Origin of the sequence: Bradyrhizobium liaoningense, assembly GCF_018130785.1 — a bacterium.
Lineage (GTDB): Bacteria > Pseudomonadota > Alphaproteobacteria > Rhizobiales > Xanthobacteraceae > Bradyrhizobium > Bradyrhizobium liaoningense_A.
The window spans coordinates 811,105-831,294 of sequence record NZ_JAFCJT010000002.1; the positions used below are offsets into that span (position 1 = coordinate 811,105).

General features: G+C 64.3%; 20 protein-coding genes. 7 read left to right on the top strand and 13 right to left on the bottom strand.

The window, feature by feature from the left end; genetic code table 11:
- Window positions 1-120 precede the first annotated feature (120 nt).
- Together JQ627_RS09530 and JQ627_RS09535 are read left to right on the top strand one after the other, a co-directional pair.
- Entirely contained in the window at window positions 121-864 is a 744-nt protein-coding gene (locus JQ627_RS09530; RefSeq protein WP_212451595.1) for an SDR family oxidoreductase, read from the top strand.
- Between the two features lie 51 nt (window positions 865-915).
- Complete coding sequence (locus JQ627_RS09535; protein WP_212483917.1) at window positions 916-1,332, top strand: cupin domain-containing protein; 417 nt, start codon at window positions 916-918, stop codon at window positions 1,330-1,332.
- Window positions 1,333-1,374: 42 nt separating this feature from the next.
- Here the strand turns inward: JQ627_RS09535 and JQ627_RS09540 are convergent, their stop codons facing one another.
- From JQ627_RS09540 to JQ627_RS09580, 9 genes are all read right to left on the bottom strand, one after another.
- A complete protein-coding gene (locus tag JQ627_RS09540; RefSeq protein ID WP_212483918.1) occupies window positions 1,375-2,373 on the bottom strand; it encodes a L,D-transpeptidase family protein in 999 nt (332 codons plus the stop codon).
- Window positions 2,374-2,385: 12 nt separating this feature from the next.
- A complete protein-coding gene (locus tag JQ627_RS09545; RefSeq protein WP_212483919.1) occupies window positions 2,386-3,447 on the bottom strand; it encodes a glycosyltransferase family 4 protein in 1,062 nt (353 codons plus the stop codon).
- Window positions 3,448-3,578: 131 nt separating this feature from the next.
- Entirely contained in the window at window positions 3,579-3,794 is a 216-nt protein-coding gene (locus JQ627_RS09550) for a hypothetical protein (protein ID WP_212483920.1), read from the bottom strand.
- Window positions 3,795-3,931: 137 nt separating this feature from the next.
- The gene (locus JQ627_RS09555) at window positions 3,932-4,936 is read right to left on the bottom strand and encodes a 4-hydroxythreonine-4-phosphate dehydrogenase PdxA (RefSeq protein WP_212483921.1); all 1,005 of its coding nucleotides are present in this window, start codon (window positions 4,934-4,936) and stop codon (window positions 3,932-3,934) included.
- Window positions 4,933-6,471, bottom strand: coding sequence for a tripartite tricarboxylate transporter permease (locus JQ627_RS09560; RefSeq protein WP_212483922.1), 1,539 nt, complete (start codon window positions 6,469-6,471; stop codon window positions 4,933-4,935). Before JQ627_RS09560 ends, JQ627_RS09555 begins: the two co-directional genes overlap by 4 nt.
- Before the next feature lie 12 nt (window positions 6,472-6,483).
- Complete coding sequence (locus JQ627_RS09565; RefSeq protein ID WP_212483923.1) at window positions 6,484-6,966, bottom strand: tripartite tricarboxylate transporter TctB family protein; 483 nt, start codon at window positions 6,964-6,966, stop codon at window positions 6,484-6,486.
- 71 nt (window positions 6,967-7,037) lie between these two features.
- On the bottom strand, window positions 7,038-8,030 hold the full coding sequence (locus JQ627_RS09570; RefSeq protein WP_212483924.1) for a tripartite tricarboxylate transporter substrate binding protein: 993 nt from the start codon (window positions 8,028-8,030) through the stop codon (window positions 7,038-7,040).
- A gap of 47 nt (window positions 8,031-8,077) precedes the next feature.
- Complete coding sequence (locus JQ627_RS09575) at window positions 8,078-9,337, bottom strand: CaiB/BaiF CoA-transferase family protein (RefSeq protein WP_212483925.1); 1,260 nt, start codon at window positions 9,335-9,337, stop codon at window positions 8,078-8,080.
- Window positions 9,338-9,346: 9 nt separating this feature from the next.
- On the bottom strand, window positions 9,347-10,141 hold the full coding sequence (locus tag JQ627_RS09580) for an enoyl-CoA hydratase/isomerase family protein (RefSeq protein WP_212483926.1): 795 nt from the start codon (window positions 10,139-10,141) through the stop codon (window positions 9,347-9,349).
- 113 nt (window positions 10,142-10,254) lie between these two features.
- On the opposite strand from JQ627_RS09580, the gene JQ627_RS09585 reads away from it, so the two are divergent.
- From JQ627_RS09585 to JQ627_RS09600, 4 genes are all read left to right on the top strand, one after another.
- Window positions 10,255-10,920 carry a GntR family transcriptional regulator gene (locus tag JQ627_RS09585; protein WP_249142967.1) on the top strand — a complete coding sequence of 222 codons (666 nt, stop codon included), beginning with the start codon at window positions 10,255-10,257 and terminating at the stop codon, window positions 10,918-10,920.
- A gap of 92 nt (window positions 10,921-11,012) precedes the next feature.
- Window positions 11,013-11,495, top strand: coding sequence for a VOC family protein (locus JQ627_RS09590; RefSeq protein ID WP_212483928.1), 483 nt, complete (start codon window positions 11,013-11,015; stop codon window positions 11,493-11,495).
- A 123-nt stretch (window positions 11,496-11,618) separates the two neighbouring features.
- Complete coding sequence (locus JQ627_RS09595) at window positions 11,619-12,593, top strand: MBL fold metallo-hydrolase (RefSeq protein ID WP_212483929.1); 975 nt, start codon at window positions 11,619-11,621, stop codon at window positions 12,591-12,593.
- A gap of 219 nt (window positions 12,594-12,812) precedes the next feature.
- Window positions 12,813-12,971 (top strand): hypothetical protein, encoded by a 159-nt coding sequence (locus JQ627_RS09600; protein ID WP_212483930.1) that lies wholly within the window; start codon window positions 12,813-12,815, stop codon window positions 12,969-12,971.
- 3 nt (window positions 12,972-12,974) lie between these two features.
- Here JQ627_RS09600 and JQ627_RS09605 read toward each other — a convergent pair whose 3' ends face one another.
- From JQ627_RS09605 to JQ627_RS09615, 3 genes are all read right to left on the bottom strand, one after another.
- Window positions 12,975-13,868, bottom strand: a complete 894-nt coding sequence (locus tag JQ627_RS09605; protein ID WP_212483931.1) for a LysR family transcriptional regulator — start codon at window positions 13,866-13,868, stop codon at window positions 12,975-12,977.
- Window positions 13,869-13,939: 71 nt separating this feature from the next.
- On the bottom strand, window positions 13,940-17,086 hold the full coding sequence (locus JQ627_RS09610) for an efflux RND transporter permease subunit (RefSeq protein ID WP_212483932.1): 3,147 nt from the start codon (window positions 17,084-17,086) through the stop codon (window positions 13,940-13,942).
- A 5-nt stretch (window positions 17,087-17,091) separates the two neighbouring features.
- The gene (locus tag JQ627_RS09615; RefSeq protein ID WP_212483933.1) at window positions 17,092-18,297 is read right to left on the bottom strand and encodes an efflux RND transporter periplasmic adaptor subunit; all 1,206 of its coding nucleotides are present in this window, start codon (window positions 18,295-18,297) and stop codon (window positions 17,092-17,094) included.
- Between the two features lie 183 nt (window positions 18,298-18,480).
- On the opposite strand from JQ627_RS09615, the gene JQ627_RS09620 reads away from it, so the two are divergent.
- Window positions 18,481-19,143, top strand: coding sequence for a TetR/AcrR family transcriptional regulator (locus tag JQ627_RS09620; protein ID WP_212483934.1), 663 nt, complete (start codon window positions 18,481-18,483; stop codon window positions 19,141-19,143).
- Here the strand turns inward: JQ627_RS09620 and JQ627_RS09625 are convergent.
- A complete protein-coding gene (locus tag JQ627_RS09625) occupies window positions 19,131-19,889 on the bottom strand; it encodes a sulfite exporter TauE/SafE family protein (RefSeq protein ID WP_212483935.1) in 759 nt (252 codons plus the stop codon). The two genes, JQ627_RS09620 and JQ627_RS09625, sit on opposite strands and share 13 nt — an antisense overlap.
- Window positions 19,890-20,190 lie beyond the last annotated feature (301 nt).

The window sequence follows — 20,190 nt, forward strand, 5'->3', positions numbered from 1 at the left end:
GGCAAGAGCCTGCGCCATTGGTTCGATAGAGTGGCTTCGTATCACGTTCATCGACGTGAGAGCGCGAGTTGCCGTTCGCTTTGATCGCCTCACGTTCACGCAATACCGAGGAGACACGCCATGAAGATCGTCGTGATCGGTGGGACCGGATTGATCGGATCCAAGCTCGTGACGAAGTTGAAACAACACGGCCACGAGGCCGTGGCCGCGTCGCCGAAATCAGGCGTGAACGCCGTGACCGGGGAAGGCCTCGCAGCGGTGCTGGCCGGCGCGGATGTCGTCGTCGACGTTGCCAACGCGCCGTCCTGGGAGCCCGCCGCCGTGCTCGATTTCTTCCAGCGCTCGAGCACAAACCTCGTCGCGGCAGAGGCAGCCGCGGGCGTGAAGCATCACGTGGCGCTATCGATCGTGGGGACCGAACGATCGCCCGACAATTCCTATTTTCGGGCCAAGCTCGCCCAGGAGACCATCATCAAATCCTCGTCGGTCCCCTACTCCATCGTTCGTGCCACCCAGTTCTTCGAATTCCTCGGCGCCATCGCCGAAACGGCTGTGGTCGAAGGAAAGATCGTCGTCCCGTCCGCACTGTTTCAGCCGATCGCCGCCGAAGACGTAGCCGATCGCCTCGCGGAGGTCGCCATGGGCCGGCCGCTCAACGGCACCATCGATATCGCAGGCCCCGAGAAGGCGCCCTTCAATGAATTCATTGCGCGGCGCCTGAAGGCGTCCGGCGACGCCCGACCGGTGGTGGGAGACCCGAAGGCACCGTACTACGGCGCCCCCATCGACGACACATCGCTGAACCCGCTCGGCGAGGCGCGGCTTGGAAAAACGCCGCTCGCAACGTGGCTCGCAAGGCTCTGAGGGTCCGCCAGACCTTCCATCAGGACAACAACTACAATGAAGGAAATCCCAATGCGCAGATTGCTGATCGCAACGGCGATTTATGCCGCATCAGTCCTGACGGGCCATGCGGCCGAACCGGCAGCAGCTCTGGCCAAAGTGACGGTCGTGTTCGACCAGGCGCTGCCGAACGTGCCAGGCAAGAGCATGAAGGGTGTGCTGGTCGAGTATGGTCCCGGAGGGTCCTCGCCGGCTCACATGCATCCGCGATCCGCATTCATCTATGCGACCATCCTGGAAGGAGCGATCCGCAGTCAGGTCAATGACGAACCCGCCAAGGTCTATCGCAAAGGAGAGAATTTCTTCGAAAAGCCCGGCGACCGTCACGCCATAAGCGCGAATGCCAGCGATAGCGAACCTGCGAAGCTGCTTGCCGTCTTCGTCGTGGATTCAGCAGACAAGGAGCTGGTCACGCCGATCGCAAAGTAGCGCCGGCGCAGCAGACGGCGTTGCCGGCAACGAAACGCAGCGTCAACCGGGGCCTCCCATGAACGCGATCGGTGTACCTTTCGCGACGCTGGCTGCGACGCGTTCGGCGTCCCAGTTGGTGAGGCGCACGCACCCGTGCGACTCCGCCTTGGAGATCCTGTCTGGCGCCGGGGTTCCGTGGATGCCGTAGCCTTCGGCGGACAGGCTGATCCACACCGTTCCGACCGGGTTGTTCGGGCCGGGCTTGATGATGAAGGGCTTGCGGGAGCGGACGCCCTTGAAGTGATAAGCGGGATTGTAGCGATAGAACGGATTTCGGCTGATCTCCGTGACCTTCAACGTGCCCGACGGTGACGGCTTCTCCTCGCTTCCGACGGTTGCCGGATAGAATCCGATCAACGCATTCGACTTGTCGAACAGCCTCACTGTCTGCCGGCTCTTGTCGATCTCGACCCTGTCAGCCCTGGCGGGCGCGCCGCCGGCTCCGCCGGAGGTATCGACGACAACGATTGTGTCGCCGGCGCGATCAAAATGTCGCCCCGGGTTGAGCGCGGCCAATAGCTGCTCGCTCATGTGAAACTTCTCGGCCAGTGCTTCGCGCGGACTGGTGAAGCCAAGCTTCGGGATGCCCCGCATGTCCTCCATCTTCGACGGCAGCTTGCGCAAGAAGGTCCCCGCGACGTCCTGCTCGGTGATCGTGTAGGGCGTCATCGCCGCCCGGTCGTCCGCCTGCAGTGCCTTCCAGACATCCTCCGTCAAGGCGTCCGAACTCGGCAATTGCTGCGCTTCCGCATAGGCACGCAGCGCCTTCCTGGCGTTCTCTCCGAACTTGCCGTCGATCTCGCCGGGCGAGAAGTGCGCCCTGTCCAGAAGAACCTGCAGCCGCACGCCCGCCGGGGTCGGCTTCTCGTTCGAGAGGATCTTCTTCGATGGCTGGGCGGAATTGATGGCGTCCGCGGTCATCTCGGCAGCGACCGCTGGCAACGCCGCAAGGGCTAAGACAAGTAGGATGCAAATCTGCCCCGCTTTCGTCAGCGACATCGCCGCCTCCTCTCATGTTTCCAACCGTTGCGTGTCGAATTCTCGAGCTGAAGCGGTAACCAGCTCGCGGTACCGGTCTTCGTACTGTCGCGCCATTCGACGTGCGGCGAAGCGCTCCTCGAAGCGGGCGCGCACCCTCCTTCGATCCAGCTTGCCCAACTCGCCGACCGCCTTGACAGCTTGTTCCTCGTTCTCGACGATAAAACCGGTCAGGCCGTGCTCGATGACCTCAGGGACGGAGCCGGAGCGGTAGGCGATCACAGGCGTTCCGCACGCCATCGCCTCGATCATGACCAACCCGAAAGGCTCCGGCCAATCGATCGGAAACAACAGAGCGGCGGCCCGGCCAAGGAAGGGCTGCTTCTTCACGTCATCGACTTCGCCGACAAGCTGGATCTGGTCGCCGTCGATCCGGGGGTCGAGGTGCTTCCTGAAGTAGGCGGTCTCGGCGCGCGGGATCTTCGCGGCGATGCGGAGAGGCATCCCGGCCGCGCGCGCGATGCGGATGGCGTCCTCCGGCCCCTTGTCTGCCGTGAGGCGGCCAAGAAACGCCAGATAAGCTCCCTCCTCATAGGAAGGGCGCAACAGCTCCGACGGCAGCCCGTGCTGAATCGTCCCAATCCATTTCGCATCCGCAAGCGGCAAACGCTGGTGATCGGAAATCGACACGAAGCCTGCCTCGGGGAATTGCCGAACCACGTCAGGCAATCCGGGCAAATCGAGACGACCGTGCATGGTCGTCAGGAACGGCACGCCAAGGCGACTGAGCAGCGGCAGTGGCAGCCAGTCGATATGCGCGTGGATCACGTCGAAGTCCCTCGCTCGTTTCGCGATCGCTTCCAGCAGCATTGCACTGGCTGCGCTCGGATCCGCACCCTTCCGGCCGAGACGTAGCGCACGTGGCCAGACTGGATGAAGTTTGCCGGTCGTTCGGGAGTCGCCGCTCGCAAACAGCGTGACGTCGTGGCCGAGCCTGACAAGCTCGTCCACCAGCCACGCCACCACCCGCTCGGTACCGCCGTAGAGCTTCGGAGGGACGCTTTCGGCCAAGGGAGCGAGCTGAGCTATGCGCATGGGAGCCCGCTATGCCGCTGAACGCACGATCAGCACGATGGCTGCCGACAGAAGGGTCGAAATCGCAAGCAACGTCCAATCCGGCCTCGCGCTTGCGCTCGCGAGGCGGCAGACAAGGCCATCAATGAGACTCAACATTCGTCATCGGAAAGCCGCGCGAGATAGGCAAGCCCGAATCCCGTGAGTTCCTGGGCATCACCGTTACTCTCGCTTGCTTTCCGCCTCCCTTGCAGATGACGCTCGAGCAGGCAGCGACGGCGATCCGCAGCATCGACGTCGCGATGCCGGGCACGGTACACAGACCAAGCGCTATCCACCGCTGTTCGTAGCGGGCCGTCGTCGACCATGTTCCAGCTCCGACGTGGGAGATGTTCATGGGACGCCAACTCGCGGCGACAGCGGAAGTTTCCAGTTTTTCCCGAAAAGGCTCGCGCCTGCGCGCAAGGCGAGCGCAGTCAGCGCTCGGTGCTTCAGTCCGTACCAATCACGCAGCGCGCCGCGCCGCCATTTCCGCCGCGAGCAGCAGCGCGGCACGGCTCGCACCGATGGATGCGACGCCCTGCCCGGCAATGTCATAGGCGGTACCGTGCGCGGGCGTGCAGATCGGAAACGGAAAGCCGCCGAGCAAGGTCACGCCGCGATCGAAGCCCATCAGCTTCATCGCGATCTGGCCCTGATCATGGTACATCGTCAGCACCGCATCGAAGGCGCCGCCCTTGGCACGCAGGAACACGGTGTCGGCGGGAAACGGGCCCTCCACGGCAATGCCGTCACGCTGGCCGGCTGCAACCACCGGCGCAATGATGTCGATCTCTTCGCGGCCGAAATTACCGCCGTCGCCAGCGTGCGGATTGAGCCCGGCGACCGCGATGCGCGGCCGCGCAAAACCGGCGTTGCGCATGCAGGCGTCCGTCAGCCTGAGCGCGCGATGGATACGCTCGCTCGACAATCGCGCCGCGACGTCCTTCAGCGGAATGTGCGAGGTGACGCGCGCGTTCCAGAGCTCGCCGAGCACGTTGAATTCGCTTGCCGGGGTCTTGAGCCCGACCACCTCCGCCGAGAACGCGATCTCGTCGTCATAGTCCGAGCGCGCAAGTCGCATCGCCTGCTTGTTGAACGGGGTGAAGCAGACAGCTTCGACGCGGCCATCGCGGCCGAGTTCCAGCGCATATCTGTAGTTTGCCAACGCGAACTTTCCGCCCGCGAGGTTTGCGACTCCGCGTTCCACCTGCGCGGGATCGAGATGACCGAGATCGACGAAGAGCGCCTCTGCCTTCGTCGCCCGAAGGTCGGCCCCCTGCTCTACCATGGCCAGGTCCGGCTTGACGCCAGCGACGCGCGCGCCTTCATCGAAGATGCGGCGGTCACCGATCACGACGATCCGGCTGCGGGCACGGACCTCGTCCAGCGCAGCGAGTTTCGCTGTCAGCTCCGGGCTGATCCCAGCGGGGTCTCCCATTGCCAGTGCAATGAGCGGCTTTGCGGTCATATGATCACCTTCTCCCGGCTTGTCGTCTCATCGGTGGACGGCGCGGGTTTGCGCAGCAGGCGCGCAAGCTGCAGCACAAGCGGAAGCAACAGCAGCGCAATGCCGCCTACGATCAAGCACGTCACCAGCTTGTTTGCGAAGAAGATGCCCAGGGATCCCTTCGAGAGCAGCATCGACTGGCGGAACGCATCCTCGGCCTTGTCGCCGATCACGATTGCAAGCACCAGCGGCGCCAGCGGATAGAACAGTTTCTTGAAGAGATAGCCGACGATGCCGAATCCGAGCATCATGACGACGTCGAGATAGGAGTTCGACACCGAATAGGCGCCGACGACGCAGATGATCACGATCAGCGGCGCGATGACGACGAAAGGAATCCGCATCAGGGCGGCGAAGACCGGGACGGTCAGCAGCACCAGGGCGACGGCGACGATGTTGCCGACATACATCGAGGCGATCAGGCCCCAGACAAAGTCCTTCTGGTCGACGAACAACATCGGCCCGGGATTGAGGCCCCAGATCATCAACCCGCCCATCATCACGGCGGCGGTCGCGGAGCCGGGAATGCCGAGCGAGAGCATCGGCAACAGCGCACTGGTGCCGGCGGCATGATCGGCCGTCTCCGGCGAGATGATGCCTTCGACCTCGCCGGTGCCGAAATGCCGGCCGCGACGTGAGAAGCGACGGGCGATGCCGTAACTCATGAAGGAGGCCGCGGTCGGACCGCCCGGCGTGATCCCCATCCAGCAGCCGATTGCGGCGCTGCGCAACAGCGCAACGCTGTGGCGTGGCAGGCGACCGACGGCGCGAAACACCTCGCGCCAGTCGATCTTCGAGGAGACCGCACGGGCGTGAAACTCTTCCTCGACCGCGACCAGGAGCTCGCCGATGCCGAACAGGCCCATCACCGCGACGACGAAATTCACGCCCTTGACCAGCTCGTCGATGCCCATGGTGAGGCGCACGCTGCCGGAGACGGTGTCGATGCCGATGGCGGCGATGGCAAAGCCGATCGCGAGCGCCACGACGGTCTTGATCGGGGCCGCGCCGCCCATGCCGACGAAGCTGGCAAAGGCCAGGAAATAGACCGCAAAATACTCCGGCGACCCGAAGGCGAGCGCGACCTGCGCCACCCAGGATGCGAGGAAGGTGATCAGGATGACGCCGATCAACGCGCCGAACGCCGCCGAGCCGAAGGCGGTGGCGAGTGCCGTGGTCGGCCGGCCGTCGCGTGCCATTGGATAGCCGTCGAAGGTGGTGGCGACGGAGGACGGCTCGCCCGGGATGTTGAACAGGATCGAGGTCACCGATCCCCCGAACAGCGCGCCCCAATACATGCTGGAGAGCAGGATGATCGCCGAGACCGGCTGCATGCCGAAAGTGAGCGGCAGCAGCAGCGACACCCCGTTCGGCGCGCCCAGCCCCGGCAGCACGCCGACGAGAATGCCGAGCAGCACGCCGACCGCCATCAGCAGCAGATGCGGCACGGTGACCGCGATGGTGAAGCCGTGCAGGAGCTCCTGGAGATTTTCCATCCCGCCGCTCCCTCAGACTCCGAGCGCGGAAGCGAGCGCGCCGTGCGGCAGGCTCACCTGGAATATGCGCTCGAACACGACGTAGAGCCCGAGCGCAGTGGCTGCCGCCATGGCGAGCGCGCGCGGCACGGACTGGTGTCTCGGGATCGCCAGCACCGCGAAGACATAACCCGCCGAGGCGAGATACATGCCGAGCAGCGGGATCGCGGCAACGAAGATCGCAGCCGGCACGAACAGGCCGGCAAGCCGACGCAGCTCGAGCGGCGTGATCGCGATCGGAACGCTCGCGAGCGAGGCAGCCGGCAGCACGCCGCGCACCAGATTGTAGAGGCTGCCGAGCACGACGATGATGCCGGTCAGGAACGGAAACGTGCCGGCATCGACGCCCGAGCTCGACCAGCCGATGCCGTTGTCGAGGCTGGAGACGACGACGACCGCACCAAAGCTGCCGGTGAGGACGGCGGTCGCAAGTTCAAGAGCGCGGCGCGAGATCATGGGCGCCCTCCCTCATGCGTCGTCCCGGCGAACGCCGGGACGACAGTGGAGATTGTGGCACGATGGTCGCCTCACTTCACCAGCCAGCCCTGTTCGCCCGCGACCTGCTTGACGTGATCGAGGTCCTCCTTGATGAACTTGTCGAACTCGGCCCCGGTCAGGAACGTGTCGACCTGGGAGGTCTTCTCGATGTAGTCCTTCCATTCCGGCGTCGCCTGCACCTTCTTCATCAAGTCGACGTAGAATGCGGCCTGCTCCGGCGTGACCTTGCCGGGCAGCCACACCGTGCGCGGCTGCTCGTATTGCTTGATGTCGAGACCCTGCTCCACGCAGGTCGGAACGTCGCCCCAGCCTTCGGTCGTCGTGACCTTGGCACCCTGCGCCAGCCGCTTCGGGCTGAAAACGCAAAGCGGGCGTTGCGTTCCACCACGCCATTGCCCGAGGCTTTCGCTGGGATTGTTGACGTGGGAATCGAGATGTCCGCCGGCGAGCTGCACCGCGGTCTCCGCGCCGCTCTTGAAGGGGATATAGGTCAGTTTGACGTGACCGGCCTTCTCGATCATGCGGGTCAGCACCTCGTCGGTGTCCTTCGACTGCGCGCCGCCCATCTTGAATTCGCCGGATGCGGCCGCCTTCAGATAGTCGCCCGCCGTCTTGTAGGGCGCGTCCTGCTTGACCCAGAGCAGGAACTCGTCCTGCGCCATCGCCGCGATCGGGGTGAGATCGGTGTAGTTGAAGGCAACCTTGGAGACGAGCGGCTGCTGCCAGGCGTTCGAGGTGCCGAAGATGACCTTGTAGGGATCGCCCGCCGAGGCCTTGCCGTAGACATAGCCTTCCGCGCCGCTGCCGCCGCCCTTGTTGACGACGACGATCGGCTGCTCGGTCAGCTTGTGCTTGGTGACGATGTTCTGCACGGCACGCGCGAGATTGTCGGTCCCGCCGCCCGGCCCAGCCGTCGCGACAAACTCGATCGGTTTCTGTGGCTGCCAGGCGCCAAGCGCCGGAACCGCGCCAGCGAGCACGGCCGCAGCTGCGGAAAGCAGAAATGTTGACGTCCGACCCATGATTTCCTCCAGCATTCTTCTGTTTTATTTCTTGTAACGACGTCCGGTCAGGCGACGCGTTCCTTGCATCTGTCTGAGGCCGCAACGATCGCGCCTTCTTTCTCGAGCGCTTCGATCTGCTTCTGGTCGAACCCGTGCTCGGCCAGCACCTCGCTCGTATGCTCACCGTAGACCGGCGCACCGGTGCGCACTTTGCCTGGGGTCTCCGAAAATTTGACGGGAAGCCCGATCGTCTTCACGGGGCCGAGCGTGGAGTGCTCGACCTCGACGACCATCTCGCGCGCCAGCGTCTGCGGATCGCTCAGCGCCTCCAGCATGTCGTGCACGGGTCCGCACGGCACGCCCTTCTCGTCCAGCGCCGCGAGCCAATGCGCCCGCGACTGGGTACGGAAGCGCTCGCTCAGGACCGCTTCGAGCTCCTTCAGATGCGCCATGCGGTCGGCCCCGGTGACGAAGCGCGGATCGGCGGCGAGTTCGCTCGCACCGAGCGCTTCCAGCATCAACAGCCAATGCTTCTTGTTGGCACCACCGACCACGAGCCAGCCGTCGGAGGCTTCGAACGCCTGATAGGGCGCGTTCAGCGGATGGGCCGAGCCCATCGCGCGCGGCGCCGTGCCCGCGGCCAGCGCGATCGTGGACTGCCAGTAGGTCTGCACCAGCGCCGCCTCATAGAGCGACGTCTCGACCCATTGCCCCTCGCCGGTCTTTAGGCGGTGCGTATAGGCGGCGAGGATACCCATGCTCGCGAGCAGGCCGGCGGTGATGTCGGACAGCGGCGGGCCGCATTTGACCGGCGGCCCATCGGGGCGTTCGCCGGTAAAGCTCATGATGCCGCTCATGGCCTGGGCGACGAGGTCAAAACCGCGGCGGTGCTTGTAGGGGCCGGTGCGGCCAAAACCCGACAGCGAGCAATAAATCAGCGTTGGATGCTGCTTGTGCAGCTCCTCGTAGCCGAAGCCGAGACGCTCCATGGCGCCCGGCGCAAAGTTCTCGACCAGCACGTCAGCGGTTGCGATCAACCGCCGCAGCACCTGCTTGCCGCCGTCGGTCTTTAGATCCAGCACGATGCCGCGCTTGTTGCGGTTCATCATCAGGAAGGATGCCGCCTCCTCGCCGATCTTCGGCGGCACCGAATGGCGGGTGTCGTCGCCGTTCGGCGATTTCTCGATCTTGATGACGTCGGCGCCCATGTCGGCGAGCATCAGGGTACAGGTCGGCCCTGCCATGACATGGGTGAGATCGATGACCTTGAGGCCGGCAAGCGGCCCCGAACGGCCGGAGTTGGATTGCGATTGATCGCTTTGCATCGGCCCGTCCTATTGGCCGCGCCACTGCGGCGCGCGCTTGTTGAGGAAAGCATCGAGCCCTTCGCGAAAATCCTGGCTCGTGTAGCACATCAGGATGAGGTCTTCGCCCTCGTCCCGCGTCAGCCGCTTTTGCAGACGAGCGACCGCCTGCTTGGTCGCGGTCAGTGTCAGCGGCGCGTGACCGGCCAGCAGCCGGGCGACCTCCTCAGTGCGCCGGTCGAGCGCGGCGAGATCCTCGACGACCTCGCCGAGCAGCCCGACGCTTGCTGCCTCCGTGGCGTCAATGAGACGCGCGGTGAAGATCAGATCCTTGACGCGCGCAGCGCCGATGAGCGCGGTGAGACGGCTGACATTGGACATCGACAGGCAATTGCCGAGTGTCCGGGCGATGGGAAATCCGATCCTGGCGCTTCTGGTGCCGATGCGCAGGTCGCAGGCCGCGGCAATACCCGCGCCGCCGCCCGTGCAGAACCCGTTGATCGCCGCGATCGTGGGCACGCGGCACTGCTCGAGCGTCGTGAGCACGCGATCGATCCGGTTCTCGTAGTCGATGGCGTCCTGCGGTGTGTTGAATTCGCGGAACTGGTTGATGTCGGTGCCCGAGGCGAAGGCCTTGTCGCCAGCCCCGCGCAGCACCAGCACCTTGAGCGAATGATCGTCGTTGGCGTCTTCGCAAATCGCGGCCAGCCGCTCGTACATCGCGAAGGTGAAGGCGTTGCGGGCCTGCGGACGGTTGAAAGTGATCTGCCCGATGCCGTCCTGACGTTTGAAAACGAGGTCCTCCGCCTCCACCTGCTGGTCCATTTCCTCATGTCCTTCTGTTTTTTACATTTTTGAATGCAAAATTATCGATTTTCAAGCTGGAACTTGTAATTTCTCGCATATAGCTTCATTTTTGAATGCAAATGGACCGAACCATGCTCCACGAAGAAGTCGTCGGCCGTATCCGCGCCATCCTGCTCGACGGCGAAATCACGCCGGGCGCACGGATTCCCGAGCGCGAGCTGTGCGACCGGCTCCAGATCTCGCGCACGCCGCTGCGTGAAGCGCTCAAGGTGCTCGCCGCCGAAGGCCTCGTGCAGCTCTTGCCTCATCGCGGCTCGCGCGCGGCAAAACTGACCGACAAGGACGTGCGCGACCTGTTCGAGGTCTGCCAGGGTCTCGAGGCGCTCGCCGGCGAGCTCGCCTGCGAACGCATCACCGACGCCGAGATCGACGCGATCGCCGCCGCGCATGCCGACATGGTGCGGCATCATCGCGAGGGCGACCTGATCCAGTACTACCGCGGCAATCGCGCCATCCACGAGGCCATCGTCACCGCAGCCGGAAACCCCGCACTGGTCGCGCTCTACGCCTCCGTGACCGCGCGCATCCGGCGCGCGCGCTATGTCACGCCGATGACACCGCAGCGCTGGGCGTTCGCCGTGAAGGAGCACGAGGCGATCCTGAACGCGCTCCAGCGGCGCGATGGCGCCGGCCTCTCCCACATCCTGCGTGCGCATCTGCGCCACAAGCGCGAAGAGGTCTTGCAGGCGGGCTTTGCCGAGACGGAAGGAAACGACCTCGCGCTGCGGATTGCGTGAGACATTGGTTCGATCATTCCGCTTCTGGCCATCGCGCCATTTCGCTGCAATAAGTGCCTCGCAGACCGATCACGGCATCAGGCCAGGCCGCAATGACCCAACCGCTGCTTTCAGACCCCGGCGCTCGCGCAACCTCCCAAAGCACCGGAAGCGCGCCGCAAGGCGGCTTTGCCGATCTCGTGCCCGAACTCAGCGTCTCGAATATCCAGGACAGCCTGTCGTTCTGGAAGGACCTGCTCGGTTTCGAAGTCGCCTATGACCGCCCGGATGCACGATTTGCGTATCTCGTCAGGGGGCATCTGCAAGTGATGCTGTGCGAATTGAACGGACGCTGGGAGACCGCCGAGATGCAGCGCCCGTTTGGACGCGGCATCAATTTTCAGATGGTCGTCGATCGCATCGATCCGATGCTCAAGGCTCTTGGCGAGGCCAAATGGCCGCTCTACGAACAACCGAATGAAGCCTGGTACCGCGTTGGGGACCAGGAGCGCGGACAGCGTGAATTCCTCGTCCAGGACCCGGATGGTTACCTCGTGCGCTTCGTCGAACGCCTGGGCGTGCGGACGCCCTCGTGACATAAAGATTCGTGCTGTCCTGCCGCATCGCGCGATCAGGAGACACAATCGCGACACAATCATTGATTGCATTGCGATAGCGCGCGAACAGCGCGAAACAAAAGACAAAGGCGGAGGAAACGCATGACAATCGATGTCTCACGTCGGTCCCTGTTCGCATTGGGGGCTGGCCTTGGCGCCAGCGCGATGCTCGGCAGCAGTGCGATGGCGCGCGCTCCCAAGCTCGGCACCCAGACCCCCTACTGGCACCGCTTCGTTCTCGGCGACGCAGAAGTCACCGTCGTGTCCGACGGACCGCTGCCGCTCGGTGATCCCTCCGGGACCTTCACCGGCGTCGCCAAGGAAGAGGTGAAGAAGATGCTGGCGGACAATTTCCTGTCGCCGGACAACGTCGTGCTCGAGCAGAACTCGCCGATCGTCAACACCGGCGACAAGCTCATCCTGTTCGACACCGGCATGGGCTCGTCCAAGATGTTCGGCGCCACCACCGGCCGGCAGCAGAAGAGCATGACCGAGGCCGGCATCAAGCCGGCGGACATCGATGCCGTGGTCTGCTCGCACGCCCATATCGACCACATCGGGGGCATCGTGGACGACGGCGGCAAGCCGCTGTTTCCGAACGCGCAGATCTACATCTCCCAGACCGATTTCGACTTCTGGACCGACGAAGGCAAGCTTGGCAGCGCTGCCACCAAGGACTTCGTGGTTCACGCCCGCAAGAATCTGCTGCCGGTCCGCGACCGCATCGTCTTCTTCAAGGACGGCCAGGAATTTTTGCCAGGCGTACAGGCGATCGCCGCCCCCGGTCATACCGTGGGCCACACCATCTTCCTAGTCTCGTCGGCCGGCAAGTCCTTTGCCTTCCTCGGCGACCTCTCGCACCATTCCGTGCTGCTGCTGGAACGGCCGCGGATGGAATTCTCCTACGACACCGACCCGAAACAGGCGGCCGAGTCGCGCGTGAAACTGCTCACGATGCTTGCGGCCAACAAGACGCCGGTGATGTCCTATCACTTCGCGTGGCCGGGCTACGGCCATGTCGCCAAGGCCGGTGAGGGCTTCCATTACTATCCCGAACCGATGCAGATGACGTTGTAGTTTTTCGAGCACAGGTCCGGGCGGCGCATGCCGTCCGGGCCAATGGCCAAGCACACATCAAACAATTTCTGCTTTTCGTAATATCGAACAATTCGACTATAACCACCAATATTATTCGTTTGTCAAAATCGCTCTTCTGCGTAGCTTGAGCAGCGTGGCATCGCCGGTTGCCCGCGAAGGCTGCTTCCTGCAGACGCCTCACGCACACCAGGAGCGATCATGATAACGACATCACAGAGCGAAGCGTCATTCTTCCAATTGCTGCTCCGCTGGGTCACCTATCGGCTGGCACAAACGATGGCGGCAATCGCGCCGGTGCACCGCGCCAGCGAAATCGCGGCCGCAGCCGCGGCAAGCAACAATCCCTCGGGGGCGTAGACGTCAGCGCCGCTTGCGCGCGGCGCGCGCCGGCGTTTCCGGCACGCGACGGCTCTGTTCGGCTGCGAGGTCGCGCATGAGCGCGATCGCGCTCTGCACGTGGTCGTCGGGTTGATCGACCGAATAGACGACATAGGCCGGCATCGAGAACTTTGGTGCTTCGGCCACCAGGTGAAGCCGCCGCGCCTTCAGCAGCGGCTCGACGATTCGGTGCGCGAAGTAGCCGGAGCCGCCGTTGGCGAGAACGTGCTGAAGCCCGAGCCAGCCGATATTGGCTGACAGCGCGGGCCCTGCAAAATTGGGAAAGACGGCGCTGTGGCGGGCGTAGAACTCCGGCCCCCAGTCGACATAGACATAGCCATCCTGCGGCTCCGGCTCACTCTTCGGGTTGGTCGAGACCAGCACGAGCTGCTCCTCGATCAGCAGATCGACCTTGAGGCCGGGGCGGCTTTGCGGCGTATACATCACGCCGATGTCGATGCGGCCCTCGACCAGCCCCTGCATCAACTCCGGCTCGAGCGCGCTCTCGGCGCGGATGGAGATTTGCGGATTGACCTCCTGCATGCGCGGCACCCAGAGCAGAAGAAACTCTTCCCACAGGCCGATGCGGCCACCGACCACGAGCGCCCCGCTAAATCCCTTGGGGACGCCGACGTCGTGCCGGGCCTGCTCGACGGTGCGAACAAGCGTCGAAGCGTGACGCTGGAACTGGCGGCCGGCCGCGGTCAGCGCGGCACCGGCCTTGTTGCGCACGAACAGCGTGCAGCCGAGCAGCTCTTCGAGGCTGTGGATCCGCGTGCTGACGGTGGACTGGCTGACGTGAAGGCGCTCGGCGGCCGTGATGAAATTGCCGGTCGCGACCACCGTCAGAAATGTACGCGCGAGCTCGGTGTCCACGGGCGCCCCTCACATCGAAATTGTCGATATGAAAGGCGCTCGCGTGAAGGATGTCAAACCAGCCGATGGACCTATTCCGCCGGCTCGGCGAAGGTCGCCGTCTTCGGCACGGCAGCATCCGTCCGGGCGCCGGGGAATATCCGCTTCACCAGCACGAACAGCGCGGGGACGAAGAAGATGCCCAGCACGGTCGCCGCGATCATGCCGCCGGCGACCCCGATACCGACCGCGTTCTGGCTGGCGGAGCCCGCCCCTGTCGCCACAGCCAGCGGCAGAACGCCGAGGATGAAGGCGAGCGACGTCATCAGGATCGGGCGGAGACGTTGCCGCGCCGCGTGCAGCGTGGCGTCCACGAGGCTGCGGCCGGAAGCGATCTGCTCCAGCGCGAATTCGACGATCAGGATCGCGTTCTTCGAGGCGAGACCGATCGTGGTGAGCAGGCCGACCTGGAAATAAACGTCGTTGGCCTGGCTGAAGAGCGTCGCTCCGAGGAGCGCGCCGACCACGCCGATCGGCACCGTCAGCATCACCGCGAACGGAACCGACCAGCTCTCATAGAGCGCCGCAAGGCTGAGGAAGACGATCAAGAGCGAGATCGCATAGAGGTACAACGTCTGGCTGCCCGTGAGCCGCTCCTGGAACGACAATCCGGTCCATTCGTGGCCGTAGCCCTTCGGCAGCTTCGCCATCTGCTCTTCCACCGCCTGCATGGCGACGCCTGAGCTGATGCCCGGCCCCGCCTGTCCCTGAAGCTCGACGGCGGCGACGCCGTTGTAGCGCTCGAGGCGCGGCGAGCCAAAACTCCAGCGATCGGTGGCCAGCGCCGAGAACGGCACCATCGAGCCTGCGGCATTGCGGACATACCAGCGGCCGATGTCGCTGGTATCCATGCGGAACGGCGCGTCGCTCTGCACATAGACCTGCTTGACGCGGCCGCGGTCGATGAAGTCGTTGACGTAGGCGCCGCCCCAGGCCGCCGACAGCGTGGTGTTGAGGTCGCTCAGGTTCACGCCGAGGGCCGTAGCCTTCGCCTGATCGACGTCCAGATTGAATTGCGGCGTGTCATCCTGGCCGTTCGGCCGCGCCTGCGCCACACGCTTGTCTGCCGCGAGTTGGCCGAGCAGCTGATTGCGGGCCTGAATCAGCGCCTCGTGACCGTTGCCGCCGGTGTCCTGGAGATAAATGTCGAAGCCACCGGCGTTGCCGAAGCCGGGAATCGAGGGCGGCAGCACCGCAAACACCATGGCGTCTCGGATCTTCGCGAAAGCACCCATTGCGCGGCCGACCACGGCCTGCGCCGAGGTCGCCGGATGCTTGCGCTCGTCGAACGGCTTCAGGCTGACGAAGGCCAATCCAACATTCTGTCCCTGCCCCGCAAAGCTGAAGCCGCTGACCGCGAACACGCCTTCCACGGCGTCCTTCTCGTCGTCGAGATAGTGATGCTCGACCTGCTTGATGACGTCGAGCGTGCGCGTCGAGGTCGCGCCGACCGGAAGCTGGATCAGGGTCATGATCGTGCCCTGGTCCTCCTCGGGCAGGAATGAGCTCGGCAGTCGCTGGAACAGAAAGACCATGCCGGCGACGATCGCCACGAAGGCGATCATGACGCCGGCGACGCGCCGGACCGCACCGCCGGCGGCGCGCTGGTAGCCATCGGCCATGCGGTCGAAGCCGCGGTTGAACAGGCCGAAGAAGCCGCGCTGCGTGCCATGAAGCTTCGGCGGCTTCAGGATCGTGACGCACAGTGCCGGTGTCAGCACCAGCGCCACGAGCACGGAGAGCAGCATCGCCGTGACGATAGTGAGCGCGAACTGCCGGTAGATGATGCCGACGGAGCCGCTGAAGAACGCCATGGGGATGAACACGGCCGAGAGCACGACGCCGATCCCGACCAGCGCGCCGGTGATCTCGCGCATGGATTTCTCGGTTGCCTCCCGTGGGCCGAGATGCTCCTCGGCCATCACGCGCTCGACGTTCTCGACCACGACGATGGCATCGTCGACCAGGAGGCCGATCGCCAGCACCATCGCGAACATCGTCAATGTGTTGATGGAATAGCCGGCGAGCGAAAGCATGCCGAAGGTCCCCAGCAGCACCACCGGCACCGCGATGGTCGGAATAATGGTGGCCCGCCAGCTTTGCAGGAACACGAACATCACGACGAAGACGAGAGCGATCGCCTCAAGCAGCGTGTGGATCACTTTCTCGATCGACAGCTTGACGAACGGCGTCGTGTCGTAGGGGTAGATGACGCGAAGCCCCTCCGGCATGGTGGCCGTGAGCTGGGCAATGCGCGCCTTCACGGCTTCCGAGGTTGCGACCGCGTTGGCGCCGGTCGCGAGGCTGATGCCCATGCCGGCGGCGGGCTTGCCGTTGTAACGCGCGGTCGAATCGTAGGACTTCGAACCGAGCTCGACGCGCGCGACGTCGCCGATGCGCACCGTCTGGCCCGATGACGCGGTGCGCAGGATGATGTCCTTGAACTGCTCGACCGTTTGCAGACGGCTCTGCGAGGTGACGGTGGCATTGAGCTGCTGGCCGCCGACCGCCGGCAGGCCGCCGAGCTGACCGGCCGTGACCTGCGTGTTCTGGGTCTGGATCGCCGCGATGACGTCGCCTGGCATCAGATTGTATTTGGTGAGCTTGTCGGGATCGAGCCAGATGCGCATGGCGTATTCGGCGCCGAACAACGTCACCTGGCCGACGCCGGCGACGCGGCTGATGGGATCATTGACCGAGGACGCAACGTAATCGGCGATGTCGCTGGCGCCGAGCCGGCCATCCTCGGAGACGAACCCGAGCACCATCAGGAAGCTCGCCGACGACTTCACGACCTTGATGCCCTGCTGCTGCACGACCTGCGGCAGCAGCGGGGTGGCGAGTTGGAGCTTGTTCTGCACCTGCACCTGGGCGATGTCGGCATTGGCCTCGTTGGTGAAGGTCAGCGAGATTTGCACGACGCCGGTCGAGGTGCTCGACGACGACATGTACTGGAGATAGTCGAGGCCGGTCATGTTCTGCTCGATGACCTTGGTCACCGAGTTTTCTGCGGTTTGTGCGTTTGCGCCGGGATAGGTCGCCGTGATCGTGACGACGGTCGGCGCGATCTGCGGATACTGCGCGATCGGCAGGCGCATGATCGCGAGCACGCCGCCCAGCATGATCAGGATGGCGATGACCCAGGCGAAGATCGGTCGCTTGATGAAGAAATGCGACATGACGGTTACTGCTCGGTTGCGGCAGCGGCAGGCCGCGCATCGGCCTGCCGCGTCGGGTTCACTGTCAGGCCGGTTGCCGGATCGACCGCGACTTCGACGGTCTTGACGGCTGCGCCGGGGCGCGCCTTCTGCGTGCCCTCGACGACCAGGCGATCGCCCGCTTTGGCGCCTGATCGCACCAGCCAGTTGCCGTCGACATCCTCGCCGAGATCGAGCGTCCGCTGCTCGACCTTGCCGTCCTTGTCGACGAACATCGCAACCGCCTGCCCCAGCGGATTGCGCGAGACCGCCCGCTGCGGCACCAGGATCGCGGCCGGGTCGACACCGGCGATGACGCGGGCGCGCACATACATGCCCGGCAGCAGCGCGCGCTCGGGATTGGCGAAGACCGCGCGCGAGGAGACCGAGCCGGTGCTCTCGTTGACGCTCGCATCGGTGAAACCATACTTGCCCTTGTGACCGTAGGTTTTGCCGCTCTCCATCAGGAGTTCCACCTGCACGCCATCGGTCGGCCGCTTGAGCTCTCCGCTGGCGATCTGGCTGCGCAGGCGCTCCATCTCGGAGGTCGACTGGTCGAGATCGACATAGACGGGGTCGAGCTGCTGGATCGTCGTCATCGCGGTCGCCTGGCTTGCGGTGACGAGCGCGCCGGGCGTGATCGTCGACTTGCCGATCCGGCCCGAGATCGATGCAATGACCCTGGTGCGGTCGAGCGAGATCGCGGCGGTGTCGCGGTTGGCCTCTGCCGCCTTCAAATCGGCCTCGCCCTGCTTGTAGGCGGCGACCGCGTCGTCGACGTCCTGCTGGCTGGCTGCATTGGTTTGGAGAAGCTGGGTCTTGCGTTGGGCCTTCAGGCGCACGCTGACGACCGTCGCCTCCGCGCGCTGCACCGACGCCTCGGCGCTGGCGAGCGCCGCCTTGTACTGGACGGGATCGATCTCATAGAGCTGGTCGCCCTCCTTGACCTCGGCACCTTCGACGAAGTCGCGCTTGAGCAGGATGCCGGTGACCTGCGGCCGGACTTCCGAGACCTGGTAGGCGACGACGCGGCCCGGCAGGACCGTCGAGACCTTCGCCTCCTGCGGCTTCAACGTCATGACGCCGACTTCCGGCGCCATTTGCCGTGATGCCGGCTGCTGGCCTTGTTCCCCGCAAGCCGCAAGCAGCAGCAAGGCAACCAGGGGAACAGCGCGGACGATCGGGGGACGCATGATGACGATCCATGTGATGGGGTTGCGGATCAAGGCGAGATCACGGCAACAGAAACGCTTGGAAACTCTTCGGTTTCCATATGGAAACTTGGTAGTTTCCATTCCCGAAGTCAAGTGCTAGGCTCCCCTCACATTTGCGTTCAAGCAGTCGTGAAGCGGCTCAACATCGGCGGCAGGTCGTGCATGGCGAAAACATCGGAGAATCGCACGCGCACCGGCGGCAATCGCCCCCAGGAACGGAGCGTCGATCTTCCCGCTCCGGACGCGCGCATGGCGCACCTGCTGGCGGCGGCGAAAGACACCTTCACCAGCAAGGGTTTTGCGGCCACGACGATGGACGACATCGCCGGCGCTGCCGGGATGTCGAAGAAGACGCTCTACAAATTGTTCGAGAGCAAGACCGAGCTATTCCGCGCCATGCTGCTGCGCAGCCTGCCCGAAGCGCACTTCGCAAATCCGCCGCTGGCAGGACCGCCAACGACGCAGCTTCGGACGGCACTCCGAAGAATTGCGGACGTGGCGCTCGCGCCAGGCGAGATCGCTCTGCATCGCCTGATCATCGGCGAACGCCAGGCCTCGCCGGACCTCGGCCGCATGTTCGGCGAGGTCATCATGGAGACAGGCCTGGATGATCTCGTCGAACTGCTCAAGACGGTACGCCTGGAGCCACGCCTCGAAGGCCTGCCGCTGCGTCTCGTGGCCGAAATGCTGCTCGGCATGGTGTTCAGCCACGATCATTTCAGGCTGCTGACCGACGACGGATTCAGGCTCAACCGCCGGGCGCTGGACAAGCGGATCGATCTGGCGATCGCCATGTTCTGTGCGACCGAAGATCACGCGAGATAGCCGGAAACACCATCCCACAGGAGCTTCAGCGCCGTAACGACCAGCAATCCGTAACAGGCCCGGTAGATCTGTTGCTGATCCAGCTTTCCGTGCAGCCGCCAACCAAGCCAGACGCCGGTGGGAATGGCAAGGAAGCACGCGGCCATCACGAACCAGACATTGCCGGTCGGCCGCACGAGCAGCAGCCACGGCACAGCCTTGGTCGCATTGCCGACGGTGAAGAACAGGCTGGTCGTTCCCGCATAGACGTCCTTGCTGAGGCCGAGCGGCAGCAGATACATCGCCAGTGGCGGCCCGCCGGAATGCGCGACCATGGTCGTGACGCCCGAGGCGAGACCGGCCGCGACCGCCTTCGGCGCCGAACGCGGACGAATGATCACCTTCGGATCGCTCGCGAGCCACAGGCCGACGAAGCCCAGCGTGACGACCGCCATCACGATCGCCACGGCGCGATGGTCCAGCACGCGAAACAGGAGATAGCCGAGCGCAATGCCGGCCACGAGCCCGGGCAACAGCAGCACGAGGTCCGGCTTGGACCAGGTCGAGGGCTTCCAGTAGCGCAGCGCGAACAGGTCCATCGCGATGAACAATGGCGCGAGCAGCCCGCCGGCGGTCACCGGATCCATCACGAACGACAACAGCGGAATGCCGACGATGGAGAAGCCGCCGCCGAACGCGCCCTTCATGAAGCAGATCAGGAACACGCCGGCAAAGGCGATGAGGAGCGTGGTGACCGTCAGGTCCATCTGCGCGGCTCCAAGTCCGTCGCGCGCGAGTCCGTCATGCCCGTCCGGATAGCGCCATCGGTCCGTTTACGACGGCGGGTGCCGATCGTTCTTGTTCTGAAAAAACAGGCCGGGCAGCACCGAGGGCAGTCCAAAGGTCAATCCGAGGAACGCCAGAAACAGATCGAAATAACTCAGGGGCATTGTCATCGCTCCGTTGGCATCGGGCGTCCCCGGTGCAATTTGCTCATTGCCCGCAATATGATCCGATATAAAACTCGGTACAATAAGAACATTGCTCTCGGTGCAATGTTGGCGAGCC

Bases quoted from the DNA above. Each gene is read 5' to 3' on its own strand.
- JQ627_RS09530 (WP_212451595.1), top strand. From the start codon at position 121: ATGAAGATCGTCGTGATCGGTGGGACCGGATTGATCGGATCCAAGCTC.
- JQ627_RS09535 (WP_212483917.1), top strand. From the start codon at position 916: ATGCGCAGATTGCTGATCGCAACGGCGATTTATGCCGCATCAGTCCTG.
- JQ627_RS09540 (WP_212483918.1), bottom strand. From the start codon at position 2,373: ATGTCGCTGACGAAAGCGGGGCAGATTTGCATCCTACTTGTCTTAGCC.
- JQ627_RS09545 (WP_212483919.1), bottom strand. From the start codon at position 3,447: ATGCGCATAGCTCAGCTCGCTCCCTTGGCCGAAAGCGTCCCTCCGAAG.
- JQ627_RS09550 (WP_212483920.1), bottom strand. From the start codon at position 3,794: ATGGTCGACGACGGCCCGCTACGAACAGCGGTGGATAGCGCTTGGTCT.
- JQ627_RS09555 (WP_212483921.1), bottom strand. From the start codon at position 4,936: ATGACCGCAAAGCCGCTCATTGCACTGGCAATGGGAGACCCCGCTGGG.
- JQ627_RS09560 (WP_212483922.1), bottom strand. From the start codon at position 6,471: ATGGAAAATCTCCAGGAGCTCCTGCACGGCTTCACCATCGCGGTCACC.
- JQ627_RS09565 (WP_212483923.1), bottom strand. From the start codon at position 6,966: ATGATCTCGCGCCGCGCTCTTGAACTTGCGACCGCCGTCCTCACCGGC.
- JQ627_RS09570 (WP_212483924.1), bottom strand. From the start codon at position 8,030: ATGGGTCGGACGTCAACATTTCTGCTTTCCGCAGCTGCGGCCGTGCTC.
- JQ627_RS09575 (WP_212483925.1), bottom strand. From the start codon at position 9,337: ATGCAAAGCGATCAATCGCAATCCAACTCCGGCCGTTCGGGGCCGCTT.
- JQ627_RS09580 (WP_212483926.1), bottom strand. From the start codon at position 10,141: ATGGACCAGCAGGTGGAGGCGGAGGACCTCGTTTTCAAACGTCAGGAC.
- JQ627_RS09585 (WP_249142967.1), top strand. From the start codon at position 10,255: ATGCTCCACGAAGAAGTCGTCGGCCGTATCCGCGCCATCCTGCTCGAC.
- JQ627_RS09590 (WP_212483928.1), top strand. From the start codon at position 11,013: ATGACCCAACCGCTGCTTTCAGACCCCGGCGCTCGCGCAACCTCCCAA.
- JQ627_RS09595 (WP_212483929.1), top strand. From the start codon at position 11,619: ATGACAATCGATGTCTCACGTCGGTCCCTGTTCGCATTGGGGGCTGGC.
- JQ627_RS09600 (WP_212483930.1), top strand. From the start codon at position 12,813: ATGATAACGACATCACAGAGCGAAGCGTCATTCTTCCAATTGCTGCTC.
- JQ627_RS09610 (WP_212483932.1), bottom strand. From the start codon at position 17,086: ATGTCGCATTTCTTCATCAAGCGACCGATCTTCGCCTGGGTCATCGCC.
- JQ627_RS09615 (WP_212483933.1), bottom strand. From the start codon at position 18,297: ATGCGTCCCCCGATCGTCCGCGCTGTTCCCCTGGTTGCCTTGCTGCTG.
- JQ627_RS09620 (WP_212483934.1), top strand. From the start codon at position 18,481: ATGGCGAAAACATCGGAGAATCGCACGCGCACCGGCGGCAATCGCCCC.
- JQ627_RS09625 (WP_212483935.1), bottom strand. From the start codon at position 19,889: ATGGACCTGACGGTCACCACGCTCCTCATCGCCTTTGCCGGCGTGTTC.